Below are 15,380 nucleotides of genomic sequence, written 5' to 3'. Positions count from 1 at the left end.
CGGTAGAGAGGACGGCATGCGAGTTCTGGTGGTGGAGGACGAGGAATTCCTCCGGGAGATGATCGCCGAGGGCCTGCGCCGCGACGCGCTGGCCGTCGACGAGGCGGGCGACGGCCTGGAAGCCCTGCGCCGGCTGCGCCTGGGCGCGTACGACGTCCTCGTCCTCGACCGCGATCTGCCCGGCCTGCACGGCGACGAGGTCTGCCGCCAGGTCGTGCGCGAGCGGCTGCTGACCCGGGTGCTGATGCTGACCGCGTCCGGGACCGTACGGGACCGCGTCGAGGGCCTCGGCCTGGGCGCCGACGACTACCTCACCAAGCCCTTCGCCTACGACGAGCTCCTCGCCCGCGTCCTGGCCCTGGGCCGGCGCGCCCGGCCCGCGCTGCCGCCCGTCCTGGAACGGGCCGGGGTCGCCGTCGACACCGCGCGGCGCACCGCGACCCGCGACGGGCACCGGCTGGCGCTGTCCCGCAAGGAGTTCGCCGTCCTGGAGGCGCTGCTGCGGGCCGGCGGGGCCGTGCTCAGCAGCGACGACCTGATCGAGCAGGTGTGGGAGGAGGACACCTCGTACAGCACGAACGCCGTACGGGTCACGCTGAGCAAGCTGCGCGCGAAGCTGGGGGAGCCCGCGCTGATCGAGACGGTCCCGGGGGCGGGCTACCGGATCACCGGTCCACGATGAGAGCACTGATCCGATGAGAGCACTGATCCAATCCGAGCGCACCCGTCTCACCGTGCTCTACGGCTCGCTCCTCGTCCTCGCGGGCGGCGGCCTGATCGCGCTCATCAACCTCCTGCTCCGGGGCGCCCTCTACACCCGCATCAGCGGCGCCGTCACCACCGTCGTCCCCGGTACCGCCTTCGAGCGCGCCGCCCGCGAAGGGCAGACGGCGGCCCCGGCCATCCCCGCGACACCCGCCGAGCGGGCCCCCTCCGGCGCCGCCACCCCCTCGCAGGAGCAGCTCCAGCAGTGGGCCGTCACCCGCAACCTCTCCACCGCCGTCGAGGCGGCCACCCTCCACGAACTCCTGATCGTCTCGCTCATCGCCCTCGCCGTCTTCGCCGTGCTGTCGATCTGGCTGGCCTGGTGGATGGCCGGCCGCGTGCTGCGCCCCGTCGGCGTCATCACCGAGACGGCGCGCCGCCTGTCGGGGGAGAACCTGCACGAGCGGATCGGCCTCAAGGCCCCGCCCGGCGAGCTCAAGCGGCTCGCCGACACCTTCGACGGCATGCTCGACCGGATGGAGGACCTCCTCGGCGCGCAGCGGCGGTTCGCCGCCAACGCCGCGCACGAGCTGCGCACCCCGCTGGCCGTCCAGCGGGCGGCCGCCGAGATCGGGCTGGCGGGCGACCCGCCGCCGGAGCGGGTCGCCCGGATCCGCGACAAGCTGATCGGCGTCGCCGACTCCAGCGAGCACCTCATCGAGTCGCTGCTGCTGCTCGCCGTGTCGGAGGAGGGGCTGGAATCCGCCCGACCGGTGGATCTCGCTGCCCTCGCGGAGGCCGAGCTGGCCGCGGTCGAGGCGGACGCGCGGGCGTCGGCGGGCCTCACCGTCGTACGGGCCCTCGCGCCGCTGACCGTGACCGGCGACGGCACGCTGCTGGGCCATCTGGTACGGAACCTGCTGGTCAACGCGGTACGTCACAACAGCCCGGGCGGCGAGATCGCGCTGGCCACCTCCCGCGACGGGGTGCTGACGGTGTCCAACACCGGCCCGGTGATCGCGCCGGGCGACGTCCCGCGGCTGCTGGAGCCGTTCCGGCGGCGCGCCGAGCGCCGGCACACCGCGGGCGAGGGCGCCGGGCTGGGCCTGTCGATCGTGGCCTCGATCGCGCGGGCGCACGGCGCGAAACTGCGCGCCGAGGCGAACCCGGCACCCGGCGGCGGGCTGACGATCCGGGTCCGCTTCCCCGGCTCCTGAGGCTCCGCTGTGTACGGTCGGAACAATGAGCAAGCACGTCCGAGTCCGCTCCCGCTCCCGTACGTCGAAGCGCGTCGCCGTCGCGGCCGCGCTCGGCCTGCTGACCGCCACGGCTGCCTGGGCCAACGCCGTCCACGACAGGCCGGACGGTGCGCGGCCCGCCCGGGCGTCGCTCGACGACCGCCCGACGGCGGCCGCGGCGGCCGTGGCGGCGGCCGACCGCGCCGGGCGCGTGACGCACCGGGACCCCCTCCAGGGCCTGACCGGCATCAGCGAGGCGACCCTGGCCGGCATCCCGGCGGACGCCCGCCAGCTGGTCCTGGTCACCGGAAAGGCGGAGGACTCCTCGGAGTCCACCGTGACCCTGTACGACCGGCCCGGGCCGGGTGCCGACTGGACCCCGGCCGTGACCTGGCCGGCCCGCAACGGGGCCAACGGCTGGTCCCCGGCGGCCGAGCGGGAGCAGGGGGACCTGACCTCGCCGGTGGGCTTGTTCACCCTGACGGACGCGGGCGGCCTGCTGCCGAAGCCGCCGGGCACCAGGTTCCCGTACGACCGCAGCCGCCTCTTCGTCCCGACGGGGGAGGGCGTGAACGGAGAGTCCCTGGCCGGCGCCTTCGACTACGTCGTCGCGATCGACTTCAACCGCGAGCGCGGTGTGTCCCCGCTCGACCCGAGGCAGCCGGACGGCGAGGACAAGGGCGGCAACATCTGGCTCCACGTGGACCACGACGGCCCCTCGCGGGGCTGCGTCGGCATCTCGAAGGAGGCGATGCGGACGCTCCTGCAGACCCTGGACCCGGCCGCCCACCCGGTCATCGCGATGGGCCCGGCCGGCTTCTGAGCGGCCCAGGACCGTCCGCCGCACCGGTGGGGCCGGCCGTGCTCGCACCGAGGCCCCGCCGCCCGCCCACCAGCAGCCCGATGTACGCCAGGTCGAACACGGAGCACAGGACTCCGAGCCCGAGGATGAACGGCGAGTCCTCGATGACCCCGAACAGCAGGGTCGGCGCGAGCGTCCCCAGCCACTTCGCCACCGCGATGACGAGCGACTGTCCGCGCGGGCCCTGCCGTCCGGCGTAGAGGGCGATGAACAGCCCGGACATCAGCAGGTTCTGCAGGAACGCGGAGTAGCGGGTCGCGTCGTGCGTCCCGAAGTGCGCGAGGAAGAGCCACTGCACGGCGAAGGCACTGGCGAACACGAGCCCGCTCCACCCCGCGAACAGCGGCCGCGTCACGAACCCGGGCAGCTCGGCCCGCCCGAAGCGCAGGTAGGTGCCGATGATGGCGATGTCGGCGACGGCCCACACCACGTTGACGACGCCCTGCGCGGACACCCCGGCCGTGACCTCGTTGACGGCGTAGATCGACTCCCAGGCGAAGTTCAGCGCGAGCGCGGCGACCGGCATCGCGTACGTCCGGTCCCGCAGCCCGACCCGGATCGCCTCGACGTACACCACGGTCCACGCCACTCCGCTGACCAGCGTCAGAAACAGCTCCACGCCCGACCTTCCTCACCCTCCGGCCAACCGCCGGTCCAGCTCCCCCTCTGGGTACCGCCGCTGTTCAGCCGTCGGCGCGCCGGCCCAGCGTAGGGCCGTGTGGTCGGGTGGCGCTGTCGAAACCCTTGCCTGACGGACCGTCAGCTACGACGATGACCCCCGGCGCCGATGGGACGAATCGGCAGACGCAGGCGAAGGCGAGGCGGGGACGGCATGGCGCGCGTGTTTGCGGAAGGCCGGCTGGCGTACGGGATGCAGCTCCCGATCCAGTCGCAGAGCACCATCTACGCCGAGCCCTGGGAGGCGACGGCCACCGCCGCCGACCTCGCCGCGGTGGCCCGGGCCGCCGACCTGGCCGGGTTCGGATACCTGGCCACCTGCGACCACGTGGCCATCCCGCGCCGGCTCGCCGGCCCCATGAGCACCGTCTGGTACGACCCCGTCGCCACCCTCTCCTTCCTGGCCGGGATCACCGAACGCGTCCGGCTGCTGAGCCACGTCGCCATCGTCGGCCTGCGCCACCCGCTGATCAGCGCCAAGCAGTACGCCACCCTCGACCACCTCTGCGGCGGACGCCTGATCCTCGGCGTAGGCGCCGGGCACGTCCAGGAGGAGTTCGAGGCCCTCGGCGTCGGCTTCGCCCGCCGCGGGGCCGTCCTCGACGAGACCCTCGACGCGCTGCGCGCCGCCCTCGGTCCCGAGGAGTACCCGGAGTTCGAGGGCGAGCTGTTCGCGTTCAAGGACCTCGGGCAGCTGCCCCGCCCCGCCCAGGAACGGATCCCCGTCTGGGTCGGCGGCTCCTCGCCCGCCGCCGTGCGCCGGGCCGCCGTCCGCGGTGACGGCTGGCTCCCGCAGGGCGACCCGAGGGACAAGATCCCGGCGCAGATCGCCCGTATCGGGGAACTGCGGCAGGCGGCGGGCGTCACCACCCCCATCGAGATCGGCGCCATCACCGAGCCGCTCTACGTGGGCGAGCCCGGCTGGGACACCGGCCGGCGGGCGCTCACCGGAAAGCCGGAGGTGCTCGCCGAGTCCCTCCGCGCGTACAAGGCGCTCGGCGTGGACCAGATCCAGGTCCGCTTCCGCAGCCGCGACCGCGCCGAACTCACCGATCAGATCACCGCTTTCGGGGACGGGGTCGCCCCGCTCCTCAACGACTAGCGAACAGGGGTACGGGCATGGGCAAGCTGGACGGGCGCGTCGTCATCATCACCGGTGCGGCGCGCGGCCAGGGCGAGCAGGAGGCCCGCCTCTTCGCCGCCGAGGGGGCCTCGGTGCTGCTCGGCGACGTACTGGACGAGCAGGGCGCCGCCGTCGCGCAGGACATAGCCAAGGAGGCCGGAGCGGACCGCGCCCGCTACGTGCGGCTGGACGTGAGCCGGGAGGAGGACTGGGCCGCCGCGATCGCCACCGCGAAGGAGGCCTTCGGTCCGGTGAACGGCCTGGTCAACAACGCCGGCATCCTCCGCTTCAACGAGCTGACGGCGACGCCGCTGGAGGAGTTCCAGCAGGTGGTCCAGGTCAACCAGGTCGGCGCCTTCCTCGGCATCAAGTCCGTTGCCCCCGAGATCGCGGAGGCGGGCGGCGGGACCATCGTCAACACCTCCTCCTACACCGGCCTGACGGGCATGGCCTACGTCGGCACGTACGCGGCCACCAAGGCGGCGATCCTCGGCCTGACCCGGGTCGCCGCGCTGGAGCTGGCCGCGCGGGGCATCCGGGTCAACGCGATGTGCCCGGGGGCCGTGGACACCCCGATGGCCAACCCGGGGCTGCTGGATCCGGCCGGGATGACGGACGAGGCCAGGGACGCCATGGCGGAGCTCTACAAGCGGGTCGTGCCGATGGGCCGGGTCGGGCAGCCGGAGGAGATCGCCCGCCTCGCCCTCTTCCTGACCAGCGAGGACTCCTCGTACATCACCGGCCAGCCGTTCGTGATCGACGGTGGCTGGATGGCGGGCGTCAGCATCCTCTGAGCGCATCTGATGAAGCGTCAGGTATTGACGCTCCCGCCTCGGCGGTGGAACAGTCGGGACATCAAATCTGACGACACGTCAGAAACTTAAGGACGGTGAACCCCTTGGAATTCGGGCTCTTCGTGCAGGGATACGTGCCTGAGGCGCGGTCCAAGGTCGACCCCGAGGCAGAGCACAAGGCGCTGGTCGAGGAGACCGAGTACGTCATCCAGGCCGACAAGTCCGGCTTCAAGTACGCCTGGGCCTCCGAGCACCACTTCCTGGAGGAGTACTCGCACCTGTCGGCGAACGAGGTGTTCCTCGCGTACCTCGCCCACGCCACCGAGCGCATCCACCTCGGCTCCGGCATCTTCAACCCGCTGGCCCCGGTCAACCACCCGGTGAAGGTGGCCGAGAAGGTCACCATGCTCGACCACCTCTCCAAGGGGCGCTTCGAGTTCGGCACCGGGCGCGGTGCCGGCAGCCACGAGATCCTCGGGTTCCTGCCCGGCATCACGGACATGAACGCCACCAAGGAGATCTGGGAGGAGACCATCGCGGAGTTCCCCAAGATGTTCCTCCAGGAGGAATACGAGGGGTTCCAGGGCAAGCACTGGTCGCTCCCGCCCCGCAAGATCTTCCCGAAGCCGTACGGCAAGGCGCACCCGGCCATGTGGTACGCCGCCGGGTCGCCCTCCTCGTACGCGATGGCGGCGAAGAAGGGCCTCGGCGTCCTCGGGTTCAGCGTCCAGAAGGTCTCCGACATGGAGTGGGTGCTGGAGCAGTACAAGACGGCGATCCAGGAGGCGAAGGCGATCGGGGCCTTCGTGAACGACAACGTGATGGTCACCTCCACGGCGATCTGTGCGGAGACGCACGACAAGGCGGTGGAGATCGCGGTCAACGCGAACATGAACCGCTTCCAATCGCTGGTGTTCCGCTACCACGACACGTTCCCGCGGCCGGAGGCGATCCCGCAGTGGCCGGAGACCCTGCCGGAGTACAACGCGGAGATCATCGAACTCCTCATCGCGGAGGAGCTGCTGATCTGCGGTGACCCCTCTGAGGTCAAGGCCCAGTGCAAGCGCTGGGAGCAGGCGGGCGCGGACCAGCTCTCCTTCGGCCTGCCGACGGGGGTCTCGTACGAGGACACGATGACGACGATCAAGCTGATCGGTGAGCACGTCATCCCGGAGATAGACACGGACCCGGTCCACCGCACGACCCGCTTCCGCCAGGCCGTCTGAGCCGGCGGGGGAACGGGGGCGGCGGTTTCCCGGACCGCCGCCCCGGGGGCCCCGGCCCCCACCCGGATCCGGCCGGAGGCACACGGCAGCGGCCAGCGCCCCCTCCGGCCGGACCTCGGGGGAATCAGCCTCGTCGGCGTTTGAGGCCGGAATTGCCGCCGGGCCGGGTGGAACCGGTCGGCCGGGGCCGGCGGAGTCCCCGTAACAGAAGCGGCAGCGCAACGGCAGCGGTCCACCGAGGAAGGGACGTCATGCTCGACCACCTGATCAAGGGAGCCACCGTCGTGGACGGGACCGGCGCGGCCGGGTACGTCGCCGACGTCGGGATCCGGGACGGGCGGATCGCCGTCATCGCCGGGCCCGGCACCATAACGGAGGAGGCCCGGACCGCCGAGGACGCCACCGGGCTCGTCCTGACCCCCGGGTTCATCGACCCCCACACGCACTACGACGCCCAGCTGTTCTGGGACCCCTACGCCACCCCGTCCATGAACCACGGCGTCACCACCGTCGCCGGCGGCAACTGCGGTTTCACTCTCGCGCCCCTCAACCCGGCCCGCCCGCAGGACGCCGACTACACCCGCCGCATGATGAGCAAGGTCGAGGGCATGGCCCTCAAGGCCCTGGAGGAGGGCGTCGACTGGACCTGGTCCACCTTCGCGGAGTACCTGGACGCGCTCGAAGGGCGGATCGCCGTCAACGCCGGGTTCATGGTCGGGCATTGCGCGCTCCGAAGGTACGTGATGGGGGAGGAGGCCGTCGGCGGCCGGCCCACGCCCGAGCAGATGGAGCAGATGCTCGGGCTGCTCCACGACGCCATGGACGCCGGCGCCTGGGGGCTGTCCACCACCCAGTCCTCCACCCACTCCGACGGCGCCGGCGCCCCCGTCGCCTCCCGCCACGCCGAACCGGCGGAGCTCCTCGCGCTGTCGAGAGCCGTCGGCGAACACGACGGCACCCAGCTCGAAGCCATCGTCGCCGGCTGCCTCGACCAGTTCTCCGACGCCGAGATCGACCTCTTCGTCGAGATGAGCGCCGCCGCCGGGCGCCCCCTGAACTGGAACGTCCTGACCATCGACGCCGCCGTCCCCGAACGGGTCCCCCGCCAACTGATGCCGAGCGAGCGCGCCCGCAAGTCCGGCGGCCGGATCGTCGCGCTGACCATGCCGATCCTGACCCCCATGAACATGTCCCTCGGCACGTTCTGCGCGCTCAACCTCATCCCCGGCTGGGGCGAGATCCTCGCGCTCCCCGTCCCCGAGCGGATCGCGAAGCTCCGCGACCCCGTCACCCGGGCCGAGATGCTGCGCCGCGCCGACAGCAAGGAGGCCGGCGTGTTCCGCCGCCTGGCCGGCTTCGGGCGCTACGTCATCGGGGACACGTACAGCAAGGAGAACGAGGGCCTCTCCGGCCGCGTCGTGGGCGACATCGCCGCCGAGCGCGGCCAGGACGCCTTTCAGTGCCTCGTCGAGATCTGCGCCAACGACGACCTGCGCACCGTCCTGTGGCCCATGCCGACCGACAACGACCCCGCGACCTGGGCGCTGCGCGCCGAGACCTGGCAGCACGAGGACGTGATGCTCGGCGGCTCCGACGCCGGCGCGCACCTGGACCGCATGTGCGGCGCCCCGTACACGACCCGCTTCCTCGGGGACTGCCTGCGCGGCCGCAAGCTGGTGCCGCTGGAGCAGGCGGTACGGATGCTCACCGACGATCCGGCGCAGCTGTTCGGCCTGCGCGAGCGCGGCCGCATCGCCGAGGGGTTCCACGCGGACCTGGTGCTCTTCGACCCGGAGCGGATCGAGGCGGGCCCCGCGACGCTCGTGCACGACCTGCCCGGGGACAGCCCCCGGCTGGACGCGCGGGCGATCGGCATCGTCTCCGTCCGCGTCAACGGCGTGGAGACCGTCCGCGACGACGAGGTGACCGGCGCGATCCCCGGGATCGTGCTCCGCTCGGGCCGGGACACGAGGACGGTGAGCACGCGATGACCTTGCGAGGACCGCAGCAGCTGTACATCGGCGGGGAGTGGGTGGAGCCCGCCGGAGGCCACTACGAGGTGGTCAACCCGGCGGACGAATCGGTGGTGGGCCTCGCCCCCGAGGCCTCCCGCGACCAGGTGGCGCAGGCCGCCCGCGCCGCCGCCGAGGCGTTCGAGGGCTGGTCCCGTACGAGCCCCGAGGCGCGGGCCGCGATCCTGGACCGGGCCGCCGACGTCATGCAGCGCGAGTTCGAGCCGTGGGCCGCCCTGGCCCAGGCCGAGACGGGCGCCCCGACGGGCATCGCCCGGGGGATGCAGGTCGGCGTCGGGGTGTCCCGGTTCCGGCGCTACGCGAAGGGCGCCCTGGAGCCGGTGGAGCGGGGGCTCGCGCCGCAGGTCACCGAGGCCGGCCCGATGGGGAAGGCGAGCATCCTGGGCGCGCTGGAGGTGCGCCAGCCGGTCGGCGTGGTCACCTGCATCACCTCGTACAACAACCCGTGGGCGAACCCGGCGGGCAAGGTGGCCCCGGCGCTGGCCATGGGCAACACGGTGGTGGTCAAGCCGGCCCCGCAGGACCCGCTGTCGGTGTTCCGGATGGCGCAGGCGCTGCACGAGGCGGGCGTCCCGGCGGGCGTGGTCAACGTGGTCTCCGGCACCTCGGTGGAGGTGGGGGAGGCGGCCGTCGACTCCCCGTACGTGGACATGGTGTCGTTCACCGGCTCGACGGGCGTCGGCCAGCGCATCGCCGAAGTCTGCGGCCGGACGATGAAGCGGCAGCTGATGGAGCTGGGCGGCAAGGGCGCGGCGATCGTCTTCGAGGACGCCGACCTGGACGCGGCGGTGATGGGGATCGGGACCACCTTCTCCTTCTACAGCGGCCAGATCTGCACGGCCCCGACCCGGGTGATCGTCCACCGGGCGGTGTACGAGCGGCTGGTGGAGAAGCTGACCGGCTACCTGGCCTTCATGAAGGTCGGGGACCCGGCGGTGCGCGGCACGGTGGTCGGCCCGGTGATCTCGGCGGCGCACCGGGACCGTGTGGAGTCGTACGTCGAGCTGGGGCGCAAGGAGGGCGCGCGGATCGCGTACGGCGGGGAGCGCCCGGTCGTGGGGGAGGCGGGCAAGGGGTTCTACGTCGCCCCGACGCTGCTCGTGGACTGTACGAACGACATGCGCGTGGTCCGGGAGGAGATCTTCGGCCCGGTGGTCGTGGTGGTCCCCTTCGACGGTGACGGGGACGCGGGCGAGGAGGAGGCCGTCGGGCTCGCCAACGACAGCGACTTCGGCCTGCTGAGCTACGTCTGGTCCGGGGACTCGGCGCGTGCCTTCCGGGTGGCGCGGCGGCTGCGGGCGGGCGGGGTCGGGATCAACACGATCGGCCGGAACATGGAGGCGCCGTTCGGCGGCTTCAAGCGCTCCGGGGTCGGCCGGGACGTGGGCTCGTACGCGCTGCACGCGTACAGCGAGATCCAGTCGATCGTCTGGCCGGGCTGAGACGGGCTGTGGCGGGCTGAGACGCGGGGAGCGGGCGCGGACGATCGGCCCCGGACCCGCTCCCGGGCGCGTCACTCCTCCGAGAGGTAGTTCGTGAGGACGCAGCCCTTCACCAGGGCCGGGTCCTTGCGGTAGCCGCTCGGAGGATTGAAGGCCGGGTGGCAGTTCAGCACGAGCATCCCGCTCTTGGCGCTCAGCATGGACGCCATCACGTCCGTGCTCTCGGAGCCGGTGGCGAAGTCCTGGCCGATGACCACGCCCATGTTGCGCTGCCCGTCCCGGTTCTCGGCGTACTCCTTGTCGGCGTCGGCCTTGACCGCGGTCTGGAAGGCCTTCGCGTCCTTGAAGAGGAGGATGGAGGTTCCGTCGCTGTCGTTGCAGTATCCGCGCTCGGTGACGGAGTACGAGGCGCCGTACTTGTCGTTCGGGCCCGTGCCCGGGGCGGAGCCCTCCTTGGTCGTGGAGACCCTGGCGCATTCGGCGTACCTGCCCACGATGCGGCCGGCCTCGGCCATGGAGCCCGCCTTGATCAAGCCCTGGGGCTCCGGCCCCTTGCCGGGCTGGGCCGCGCCCGCGCCGGCGCCGCCCTCGGCGAGGTTGCCACCGATGCTGCCGACGCCGCTGTCCCCGCTTCCGCAGGCGGTGATGGCGAGGAGCGTCGCGGTGATGGCGAGGAGCGGCTTGATGCGCATGAGGCTGTTGATCCCCCTTGGTGAATGACCTTGAACGGCCGCGACTCTAGGGTGATCGTCATGTCCGCGGCAAGATTGCCCAAAATTGACACGGGAAAGTTTGGAAACGCCCAAAACGGACATGAGTGCGGTTTCCGCATAACGGAACGGCCTGTCCGGTGCCTCGCGAATCGCGGCCGGATGTCGAAGTGAACCTTGCATTGCGTGAATGCGAACTCTCTCGGCCTCAAGATTCAAGGCATCCAGCCGTGTGGTGATACGGACCCAAAACATCCGGATGTGGAAACCGCACCGTCTACCGTCCTGACCCATGACACAGCTGGACGTTCGGCCTCAGGTCGGAGACACGGTAAGCGGCGTCGCCTGCGGCGAGGGCGACGTGCGCGGCAAGGGCCTCGGCAAGGGGTCCGTCGGCCTGGTGGGAAGCGCGGTCATCGGCATCTCCACCGTCGCCCCCGTCTACTGCCTGACCTCGACCCTCGGCTCCACCGCCGGCGAGGTCGGACTCCAGATGCCGGCGGTCTTCCTCGCCGGCTTCCTCCCGATGCTCCTGGTCGCCTTCGCCTACCGCGAGCTCAACAAGGCCGTGCCCGACTGCGGCACCTCCTTCACCTGGACCGTCAAGGCCTTCGGCCCGCGGATCGGCTGGATGTGCGGCTGGGGCCTGGTGATCGCCACGATCATCGTCCTGTCCAACCTGGCCGGCGTCGCCACCTCCTACTTCTGGTTGCTGGCCGGCGAGATCACGAACAACCCGTCGATCGCCGCCCTGGACGACAACAAACTCGTCCACATCGCCACCTGCCTGACCCTGATCGCCGTCGCGACCGCCATCAGCTACCGCGGCATGACCGCCACCAAGGGCGTCCAGTACGCGCTGGTCGGCCTCCAGCTCGCGGTGCTCGCCATCTTCGTCGCGATGGCCTTCCAGAAGGCCTCGGCCGGCACCTTCGACACCGGCCTGGACTTCTCCTGGCAGTGGATGAACCCCTTCGCGGTCGAGTCCATGGCGGCCTTCACCGCCGGACTCTCGCTCTCGATCTTCATGTACTGGGGCTGGGACGCCTGCCTGGCCACCAACGAGGAGACCACCGGCTCCGCCAAGACCCCCGGCCGCGCCTCGCTCATCGCGATGGTCGTCCTGGTCGGCTCGTACCTGGCCACCGGCATCGCCGCGCAGATGGCCGTCGGCTCCGGCGACCAGGGCCTCGGCCTCGGCAACCCGGAGACCTCCGACAACGTCTTCGCCGCCCTCGCCGGCCCGGTGATGGGCCCGGTGCTCGGCATCCTGCTCTTCGTCGCCGTGCTCGCCTCCGCGGCCGCGTCGCTCCAGACCACCTTCATCCCGGTCGCCCGCACGGTCCTGGCCATGTCCACGTACGAGGCGCTGCCGCCCTCCTACGCCAAGGTCCACCCGCGCTTCAAGACCCCCGGCCGCGCCACCGTCATGGCGGGCGTCGCGACCGGCGTCTTCTACACCGTGATGACCCTGCTCAGCGAGAACGTCCTCACCGACACGATCTTCGCGCTCGGCCTGATGATCTGCTTCTACTACTCGCTGACGGCCTTCGCCTGCGCCTGGTACTTCCGCGGCGAGCTGCGCCGCTCCGCCCGCGACCTGTTCTTCAAGGGCGTCTTCCCGGTGCTGGGCGGCCTCCTCCTCGCCTCGGTCTTCTTCAAGACCCTGATCGACATGTGGAATCCGTCGTACGGCTCCGGCTCCACCGTCCTCGGCGTCGGCAGCGTCTTCGTCATCGGCGTCGGCCTGCTGGCCCTCGGCCTGGTGATCATGTTCGTCACGGAGCGCCGCAGCCCCGCCTTCTTCCGCGGCCAGGTCCTGACGAAGTCCACCCCGGCCCTGGTGGTCGAAGACTGACCCCACCCCACCCGAGTCGTCCCACGGCCCCGGACCCCCCGATCCGGGGCCGTCCGCGTGGGGCGGTGACCCCTGGGGTGGCGGGTCGTTGGGGAGGGCATGGCATTCATGAAGCGCGGCCTTGCCGCTCTGGTTCTGTCCGGTGGGGCCGCGCTGGCCCTGACGCCCGTTGCCGCGCACGCGGAGGGGCCCGAGATCAAGGGGCCGCCGATCACGCAGCGCGTCGGCGAGATCGTCGACCACCCCGGGTCGACCGTCCGGGACACGAAGACGGCCGTCGGTGCGGCCGCGACGGCCGTCGGGTCCACCACGCAGGCGACGGAGGGCTCCCTCTCGGGCGCCGGACCGGCCCTCAAGTCCGGCCTCCCGCACGCCCCGAAGGTCGGCTAGCCGGACTCCGTACGGGTGACCAGCACCAGCGGGATCTCGCGCGCCGTCGCCTCCCGGTACGCCGCGTACGAGGGCATCGCGGCCACCACCGCCGGCCACAGCCGCTCCGCCTCGGCCGGGCTCGCGCGGCGGGCCGCCGCCGGGAACTCCTCCGCGCCGACCCGCAGGGTCACGGCCGGGTCGGCGGCCAGGTTCAGGTACCAGGCCGGGTGACGGTCCGCGCCCGCGTTCGAGGCCGTCAGGACGTAGGCGTCCCCGTGTCGTACGTATGCCAGCGCCGTGCGGCGCAGCAGCCCCGAGCGGCGGCCCCGGGTGGTCAGCAGCAGGTCCGAGATCCCGGGCCGCGGGCGGCCGCCGGTCTCCTCGAAGCGGCGGATGTGCTCCGCGACCCACGCGTTCGGGCTGTCCGTCACGGATTCCGTCGCCGTCACGCCGCGACCACCCCCGCGTGCGTGCCGTGCAGCGACGGCGCCTCGATCTCGGCCAGCAGGGCCCGCGCGAAGGCCGCCTGGGAGACGCGGGCGTCGGCGTCGGCCGGGGCGAGCGCGTATCCGCCGCCCGCCCCGCCCGCGTGGTCGAAGTCGCCCGCCGGGCTCAGGACCGCCCAGTCCAGCCCCGTCGGAGCGGCCGCCCGCAAGGCCTCGGTACCGGCCGCGTGGCCGACGTAGAACTCCCGCCACTCCTGCGGATACCCGGCGGTGTCCATCAGCAGGGTCCCGGACGCGGTGGGCAGGACGGAGGCCAGCCCGACCGACACGAGCCGCCGCACCCCCGCCCGCGGGAGCCCCTCGGCCAGCGCCCGCGCCACCGCCGGGAAGAACACCCCGGGTGCCGCCTGGGCGTCGTACACCGCGGCCACGGCCGCGTCGTGGCCCGCCGCCAGCCGGGCAACGTCCGCCGCCGAGGTCACGTCCCCGTCGGCCCGGCCCGCCGGTGTGACCTCGTACCCCAGTGCCCGCGCCCGCGCGACCGCGGCCCGCCCGACCCGACCGCCGGCGCCGAACACGATGATCTTCCGCTGCTTCGGATGCGTCTGCTTCTTCGTCATGCGGGCGAGCGTAGGGAAGGGGCTGGTTACCGATCGGATACCGGCCTACGGTGTCGATCATGACGACACCGCCGCCCCTGGACCCGGAGATGTTCGACCCCGTGTGCCCGTCGCCGCTCGTCCCGTTCCGTGTCGGCGACAAGTGGGCCACCCTGATCCTGCGCTGCCTGGAGGCCGGCCCGCGCCGCTTCTCCGAGCTCAAGGTCCCGATCCGCGGCATCACCTCCAAGTCCCTGACGCAGTCCCTGCGCGGGCTGGAGCGCGACGGCTTCGTCACCCGCACCGCGTACGAAACCCCCGAGCGCCGCGTCGACTACGCCCTCACCCCGCTCGGCCGCGGCCTGCTCGGCCCGCTGGACGCTGCCTGCGACTGGACCCGGGAACACTGGGACGAGCTGATCGACGCCCAGGAGGCGGGCGGGTCCTCGGGCGGGGGCGGTCGTTGAACAGCGCATGATCCTCTGGTTGCTCAACCACCTCAGCACCTTCTCGCTCGGCGTCGTCCTCGTCGGCGGCTTCGTCGCCCTAGCCGTCGGCGGCAGCCTCGCCGCGCGCCGCCGCTTCCCGCACCTCGCGGGCGGCGAGCACAACGAGATGGTCGGCGTCGCCCTCGGCATGTTCGGCGCGATCTACGGGATCATCCTCGCGTTCGTCGTCGTCACCCTCTGGACGCAGTTGGAGAACACCCAGACCATCGTGGCGACGGAAGCCACCGACCTGGCCCTCGTCGTCCGCAGCGCCGAGGCCTTCCCGCCCGCCGAACGAGCGCGCGTCGAGAGGGCCGTCGGGGACTACGCCCACGCCGTCGTCGAGGTGCAGTGGCCGCTGATGCGCGAGGGCCGGCCAAGCTACGACGCCACCGCTCAGCAGACGCACGCCATGTACACCGCGCTCCAGGCGTACGAACCCGTCGGCACGCGCAGCGAGACCTTCTACCAGGAGGCCGCCAGTCACCTCAACGACGTCGCGGCGCAGCGCCGGGCCCGCATCACGATGGCCGAAACGTCCCTGCCGGCGCTGATGCAGGTGCTGGTGTACGGGGGCGCGCTGGTGATCCTGCCGCTGACGTTCCTGTTCGGGCTGCGGAGCCTGAAGATGCAGCTGGTGTTCGTGTCGGCGGTGGCCGGGCTGATCGGCTTCAGCCTGCTGCTGGTGATGGTCCTGGACCGTCCCTTCGCGGGCGAGCTGAGCGTCACCCCGGCCCCGTACAAGGAGGCTGCGCTGGCCCAGTTCTGGCCGGCGTCGTAGTCGCCGGCGGGCCGAAAAGCAGGTG

The 15,380-nt window shown here is 72.0% G+C and carries 16 protein-coding genes; 12 read left to right on the top strand and 4 right to left on the bottom strand.

Going from position 1 to position 15,380, the window contains the following annotated elements:
- Positions 1–16 precede the first annotated feature (16 nt).
- From OG982_RS12025 to OG982_RS12015, 3 genes are read left to right on the top strand one after another with little or no spacing between them, the layout of a single operon-like run.
- Entirely contained in the window at positions 17–682 is a 666-nt protein-coding gene (locus tag OG982_RS12025) for a response regulator transcription factor (protein ID WP_266787528.1), read from the top strand.
- A 13-nt stretch (positions 683–695) separates the two neighbouring features.
- Positions 696–1,922 carry a HAMP domain-containing sensor histidine kinase gene (locus OG982_RS12020; RefSeq protein ID WP_266787529.1) on the top strand — a complete coding sequence of 409 codons (1,227 nt, stop codon included), beginning with the start codon at positions 696–698 and terminating at the stop codon, positions 1,920–1,922.
- Positions 1,923–1,947: 25 nt separating this feature from the next.
- Positions 1,948–2,766: a L,D-transpeptidase family protein gene (locus tag OG982_RS12015; protein WP_266787530.1), complete on the top strand. Its 819-nt coding sequence runs from the start codon at positions 1,948–1,950 to the stop codon at positions 2,764–2,766.
- Here OG982_RS12015 and OG982_RS12010 read toward each other — a convergent pair.
- A complete protein-coding gene (locus OG982_RS12010; RefSeq protein WP_266787531.1) occupies positions 2,738–3,424 on the bottom strand; it encodes a hypothetical protein in 687 nt (228 codons plus the stop codon). The two genes, OG982_RS12015 and OG982_RS12010, sit on opposite strands and share 29 nt — an antisense overlap.
- A gap of 213 nt (positions 3,425–3,637) precedes the next feature.
- Here OG982_RS12010 and OG982_RS12005 point away from each other — a divergent pair, with 213 nt between their 5' ends.
- The 5 genes from OG982_RS12005 (at position 3,638) to OG982_RS11985 (ending at position 10,101) form a co-directional block, all read left to right on the top strand.
- Entirely contained in the window at positions 3,638–4,585 is a 948-nt protein-coding gene (locus OG982_RS12005) for a TIGR03619 family F420-dependent LLM class oxidoreductase (protein WP_266787532.1), read from the top strand.
- A gap of 17 nt (positions 4,586–4,602) precedes the next feature.
- On the top strand, positions 4,603–5,400 hold the full coding sequence (locus OG982_RS12000; protein WP_266787533.1) for an SDR family NAD(P)-dependent oxidoreductase: 798 nt from the start codon (positions 4,603–4,605) through the stop codon (positions 5,398–5,400).
- 104 nt (positions 5,401–5,504) lie between these two features.
- Positions 5,505–6,626 (top strand): LLM class flavin-dependent oxidoreductase, encoded by a 1,122-nt coding sequence (locus OG982_RS11995; RefSeq protein WP_266949896.1) that lies wholly within the window; start codon positions 5,505–5,507, stop codon positions 6,624–6,626.
- Positions 6,627–6,877: 251 nt separating this feature from the next.
- Positions 6,878–8,617, top strand: coding sequence for an amidohydrolase family protein (locus OG982_RS11990; protein WP_266948528.1), 1,740 nt, complete (start codon positions 6,878–6,880; stop codon positions 8,615–8,617).
- The gene (locus tag OG982_RS11985) at positions 8,614–10,101 is read left to right on the top strand and encodes an aldehyde dehydrogenase family protein (protein WP_266787535.1); all 1,488 of its coding nucleotides are present in this window, start codon (positions 8,614–8,616) and stop codon (positions 10,099–10,101) included. Before OG982_RS11990 ends, OG982_RS11985 begins: the two co-directional genes overlap by 4 nt.
- A gap of 71 nt (positions 10,102–10,172) precedes the next feature.
- Here the strand turns inward: OG982_RS11985 and OG982_RS11980 are convergent, their stop codons facing one another.
- Positions 10,173–10,793 (bottom strand): hypothetical protein, encoded by a 621-nt coding sequence (locus OG982_RS11980; RefSeq protein WP_266787536.1) that lies wholly within the window; start codon positions 10,791–10,793, stop codon positions 10,173–10,175.
- Between the two features lie 310 nt (positions 10,794–11,103).
- Here OG982_RS11980 and OG982_RS11975 point away from each other — a divergent pair, with 310 nt between their 5' ends.
- Both OG982_RS11975 and OG982_RS11970 read left to right on the top strand, forming a co-directional pair.
- On the top strand, positions 11,104–12,669 hold the full coding sequence (locus tag OG982_RS11975) for an APC family permease (RefSeq protein ID WP_266787538.1): 1,566 nt from the start codon (positions 11,104–11,106) through the stop codon (positions 12,667–12,669).
- Between the two features lie 99 nt (positions 12,670–12,768).
- Positions 12,769–13,059, top strand: coding sequence for a hypothetical protein (locus OG982_RS11970; RefSeq protein WP_266948526.1), 291 nt, complete (start codon positions 12,769–12,771; stop codon positions 13,057–13,059).
- Here OG982_RS11970 and OG982_RS11965 read toward each other — a convergent pair.
- Together OG982_RS11965 and OG982_RS11960 are read right to left on the bottom strand one after the other, a co-directional pair.
- On the bottom strand, positions 13,056–13,490 hold the full coding sequence (locus OG982_RS11965) for a nitroreductase/quinone reductase family protein (protein ID WP_266787542.1): 435 nt from the start codon (positions 13,488–13,490) through the stop codon (positions 13,056–13,058). The two genes, OG982_RS11970 and OG982_RS11965, sit on opposite strands and share 4 nt — an antisense overlap.
- Positions 13,487–14,107 carry an NAD(P)H-binding protein gene (locus OG982_RS11960; protein ID WP_266787544.1) on the bottom strand — a complete coding sequence of 207 codons (621 nt, stop codon included), beginning with the start codon at positions 14,105–14,107 and terminating at the stop codon, positions 13,487–13,489. The genes OG982_RS11965 and OG982_RS11960 overlap by 4 nt, the downstream gene beginning before the upstream one ends.
- Before the next feature lie 59 nt (positions 14,108–14,166).
- Between OG982_RS11960 and OG982_RS11955 the strand changes: the two genes are divergently transcribed.
- Positions 14,167–14,553, top strand: coding sequence for a helix-turn-helix domain-containing protein (locus tag OG982_RS11955; RefSeq protein ID WP_266787546.1), 387 nt, complete (start codon positions 14,167–14,169; stop codon positions 14,551–14,553).
- Positions 14,554–14,560: 7 nt separating this feature from the next.
- A complete protein-coding gene (locus tag OG982_RS11950; protein ID WP_266787548.1) occupies positions 14,561–15,355 on the top strand; it encodes a DUF4239 domain-containing protein in 795 nt (264 codons plus the stop codon).
- Positions 15,356–15,380 lie beyond the last annotated feature (25 nt).

It is taken from the genome of Streptomyces sp. NBC_01551 (genome assembly GCF_026339935.1).
Lineage (GTDB): Bacteria > Actinomycetota > Actinomycetes > Streptomycetales > Streptomycetaceae > Streptomyces.
This window is presented reverse-complemented; position numbering and strand designations above follow the sequence as displayed.

Coding starts and splice junctions, on each gene's coding strand:
- OG982_RS11985 (WP_266787535.1), top strand. CDS start 8,614: ATGACCTTGCGAGGACCGCAGCAGCTGTACATCGGCGGGGAGTGGGTG.
- OG982_RS11950 (WP_266787548.1), top strand. CDS start 14,561: ATGATCCTCTGGTTGCTCAACCACCTCAGCACCTTCTCGCTCGGCGTC.
- OG982_RS12020 (WP_266787529.1), top strand. CDS start 696: ATGAGAGCACTGATCCAATCCGAGCGCACCCGTCTCACCGTGCTCTAC.
- OG982_RS11960 (WP_266787544.1), bottom strand. CDS start 14,107: ATGACGAAGAAGCAGACGCATCCGAAGCAGCGGAAGATCATCGTGTTC.
- OG982_RS11990 (WP_266948528.1), top strand. CDS start 6,878: ATGCTCGACCACCTGATCAAGGGAGCCACCGTCGTGGACGGGACCGGC.
- OG982_RS12000 (WP_266787533.1), top strand. CDS start 4,603: ATGGGCAAGCTGGACGGGCGCGTCGTCATCATCACCGGTGCGGCGCGC.
- OG982_RS11975 (WP_266787538.1), top strand. CDS start 11,104: ATGACACAGCTGGACGTTCGGCCTCAGGTCGGAGACACGGTAAGCGGC.
- OG982_RS11970 (WP_266948526.1), top strand. CDS start 12,769: ATGGCATTCATGAAGCGCGGCCTTGCCGCTCTGGTTCTGTCCGGTGGG.
- OG982_RS11955 (WP_266787546.1), top strand. CDS start 14,167: ATGACGACACCGCCGCCCCTGGACCCGGAGATGTTCGACCCCGTGTGC.
- OG982_RS12025 (WP_266787528.1), top strand. CDS start 17: ATGCGAGTTCTGGTGGTGGAGGACGAGGAATTCCTCCGGGAGATGATC.
- OG982_RS11980 (WP_266787536.1), bottom strand. CDS start 10,793: ATGCGCATCAAGCCGCTCCTCGCCATCACCGCGACGCTCCTCGCCATC.
- OG982_RS12005 (WP_266787532.1), top strand. CDS start 3,638: ATGGCGCGCGTGTTTGCGGAAGGCCGGCTGGCGTACGGGATGCAGCTC.
- OG982_RS12015 (WP_266787530.1), top strand. CDS start 1,948: ATGAGCAAGCACGTCCGAGTCCGCTCCCGCTCCCGTACGTCGAAGCGC.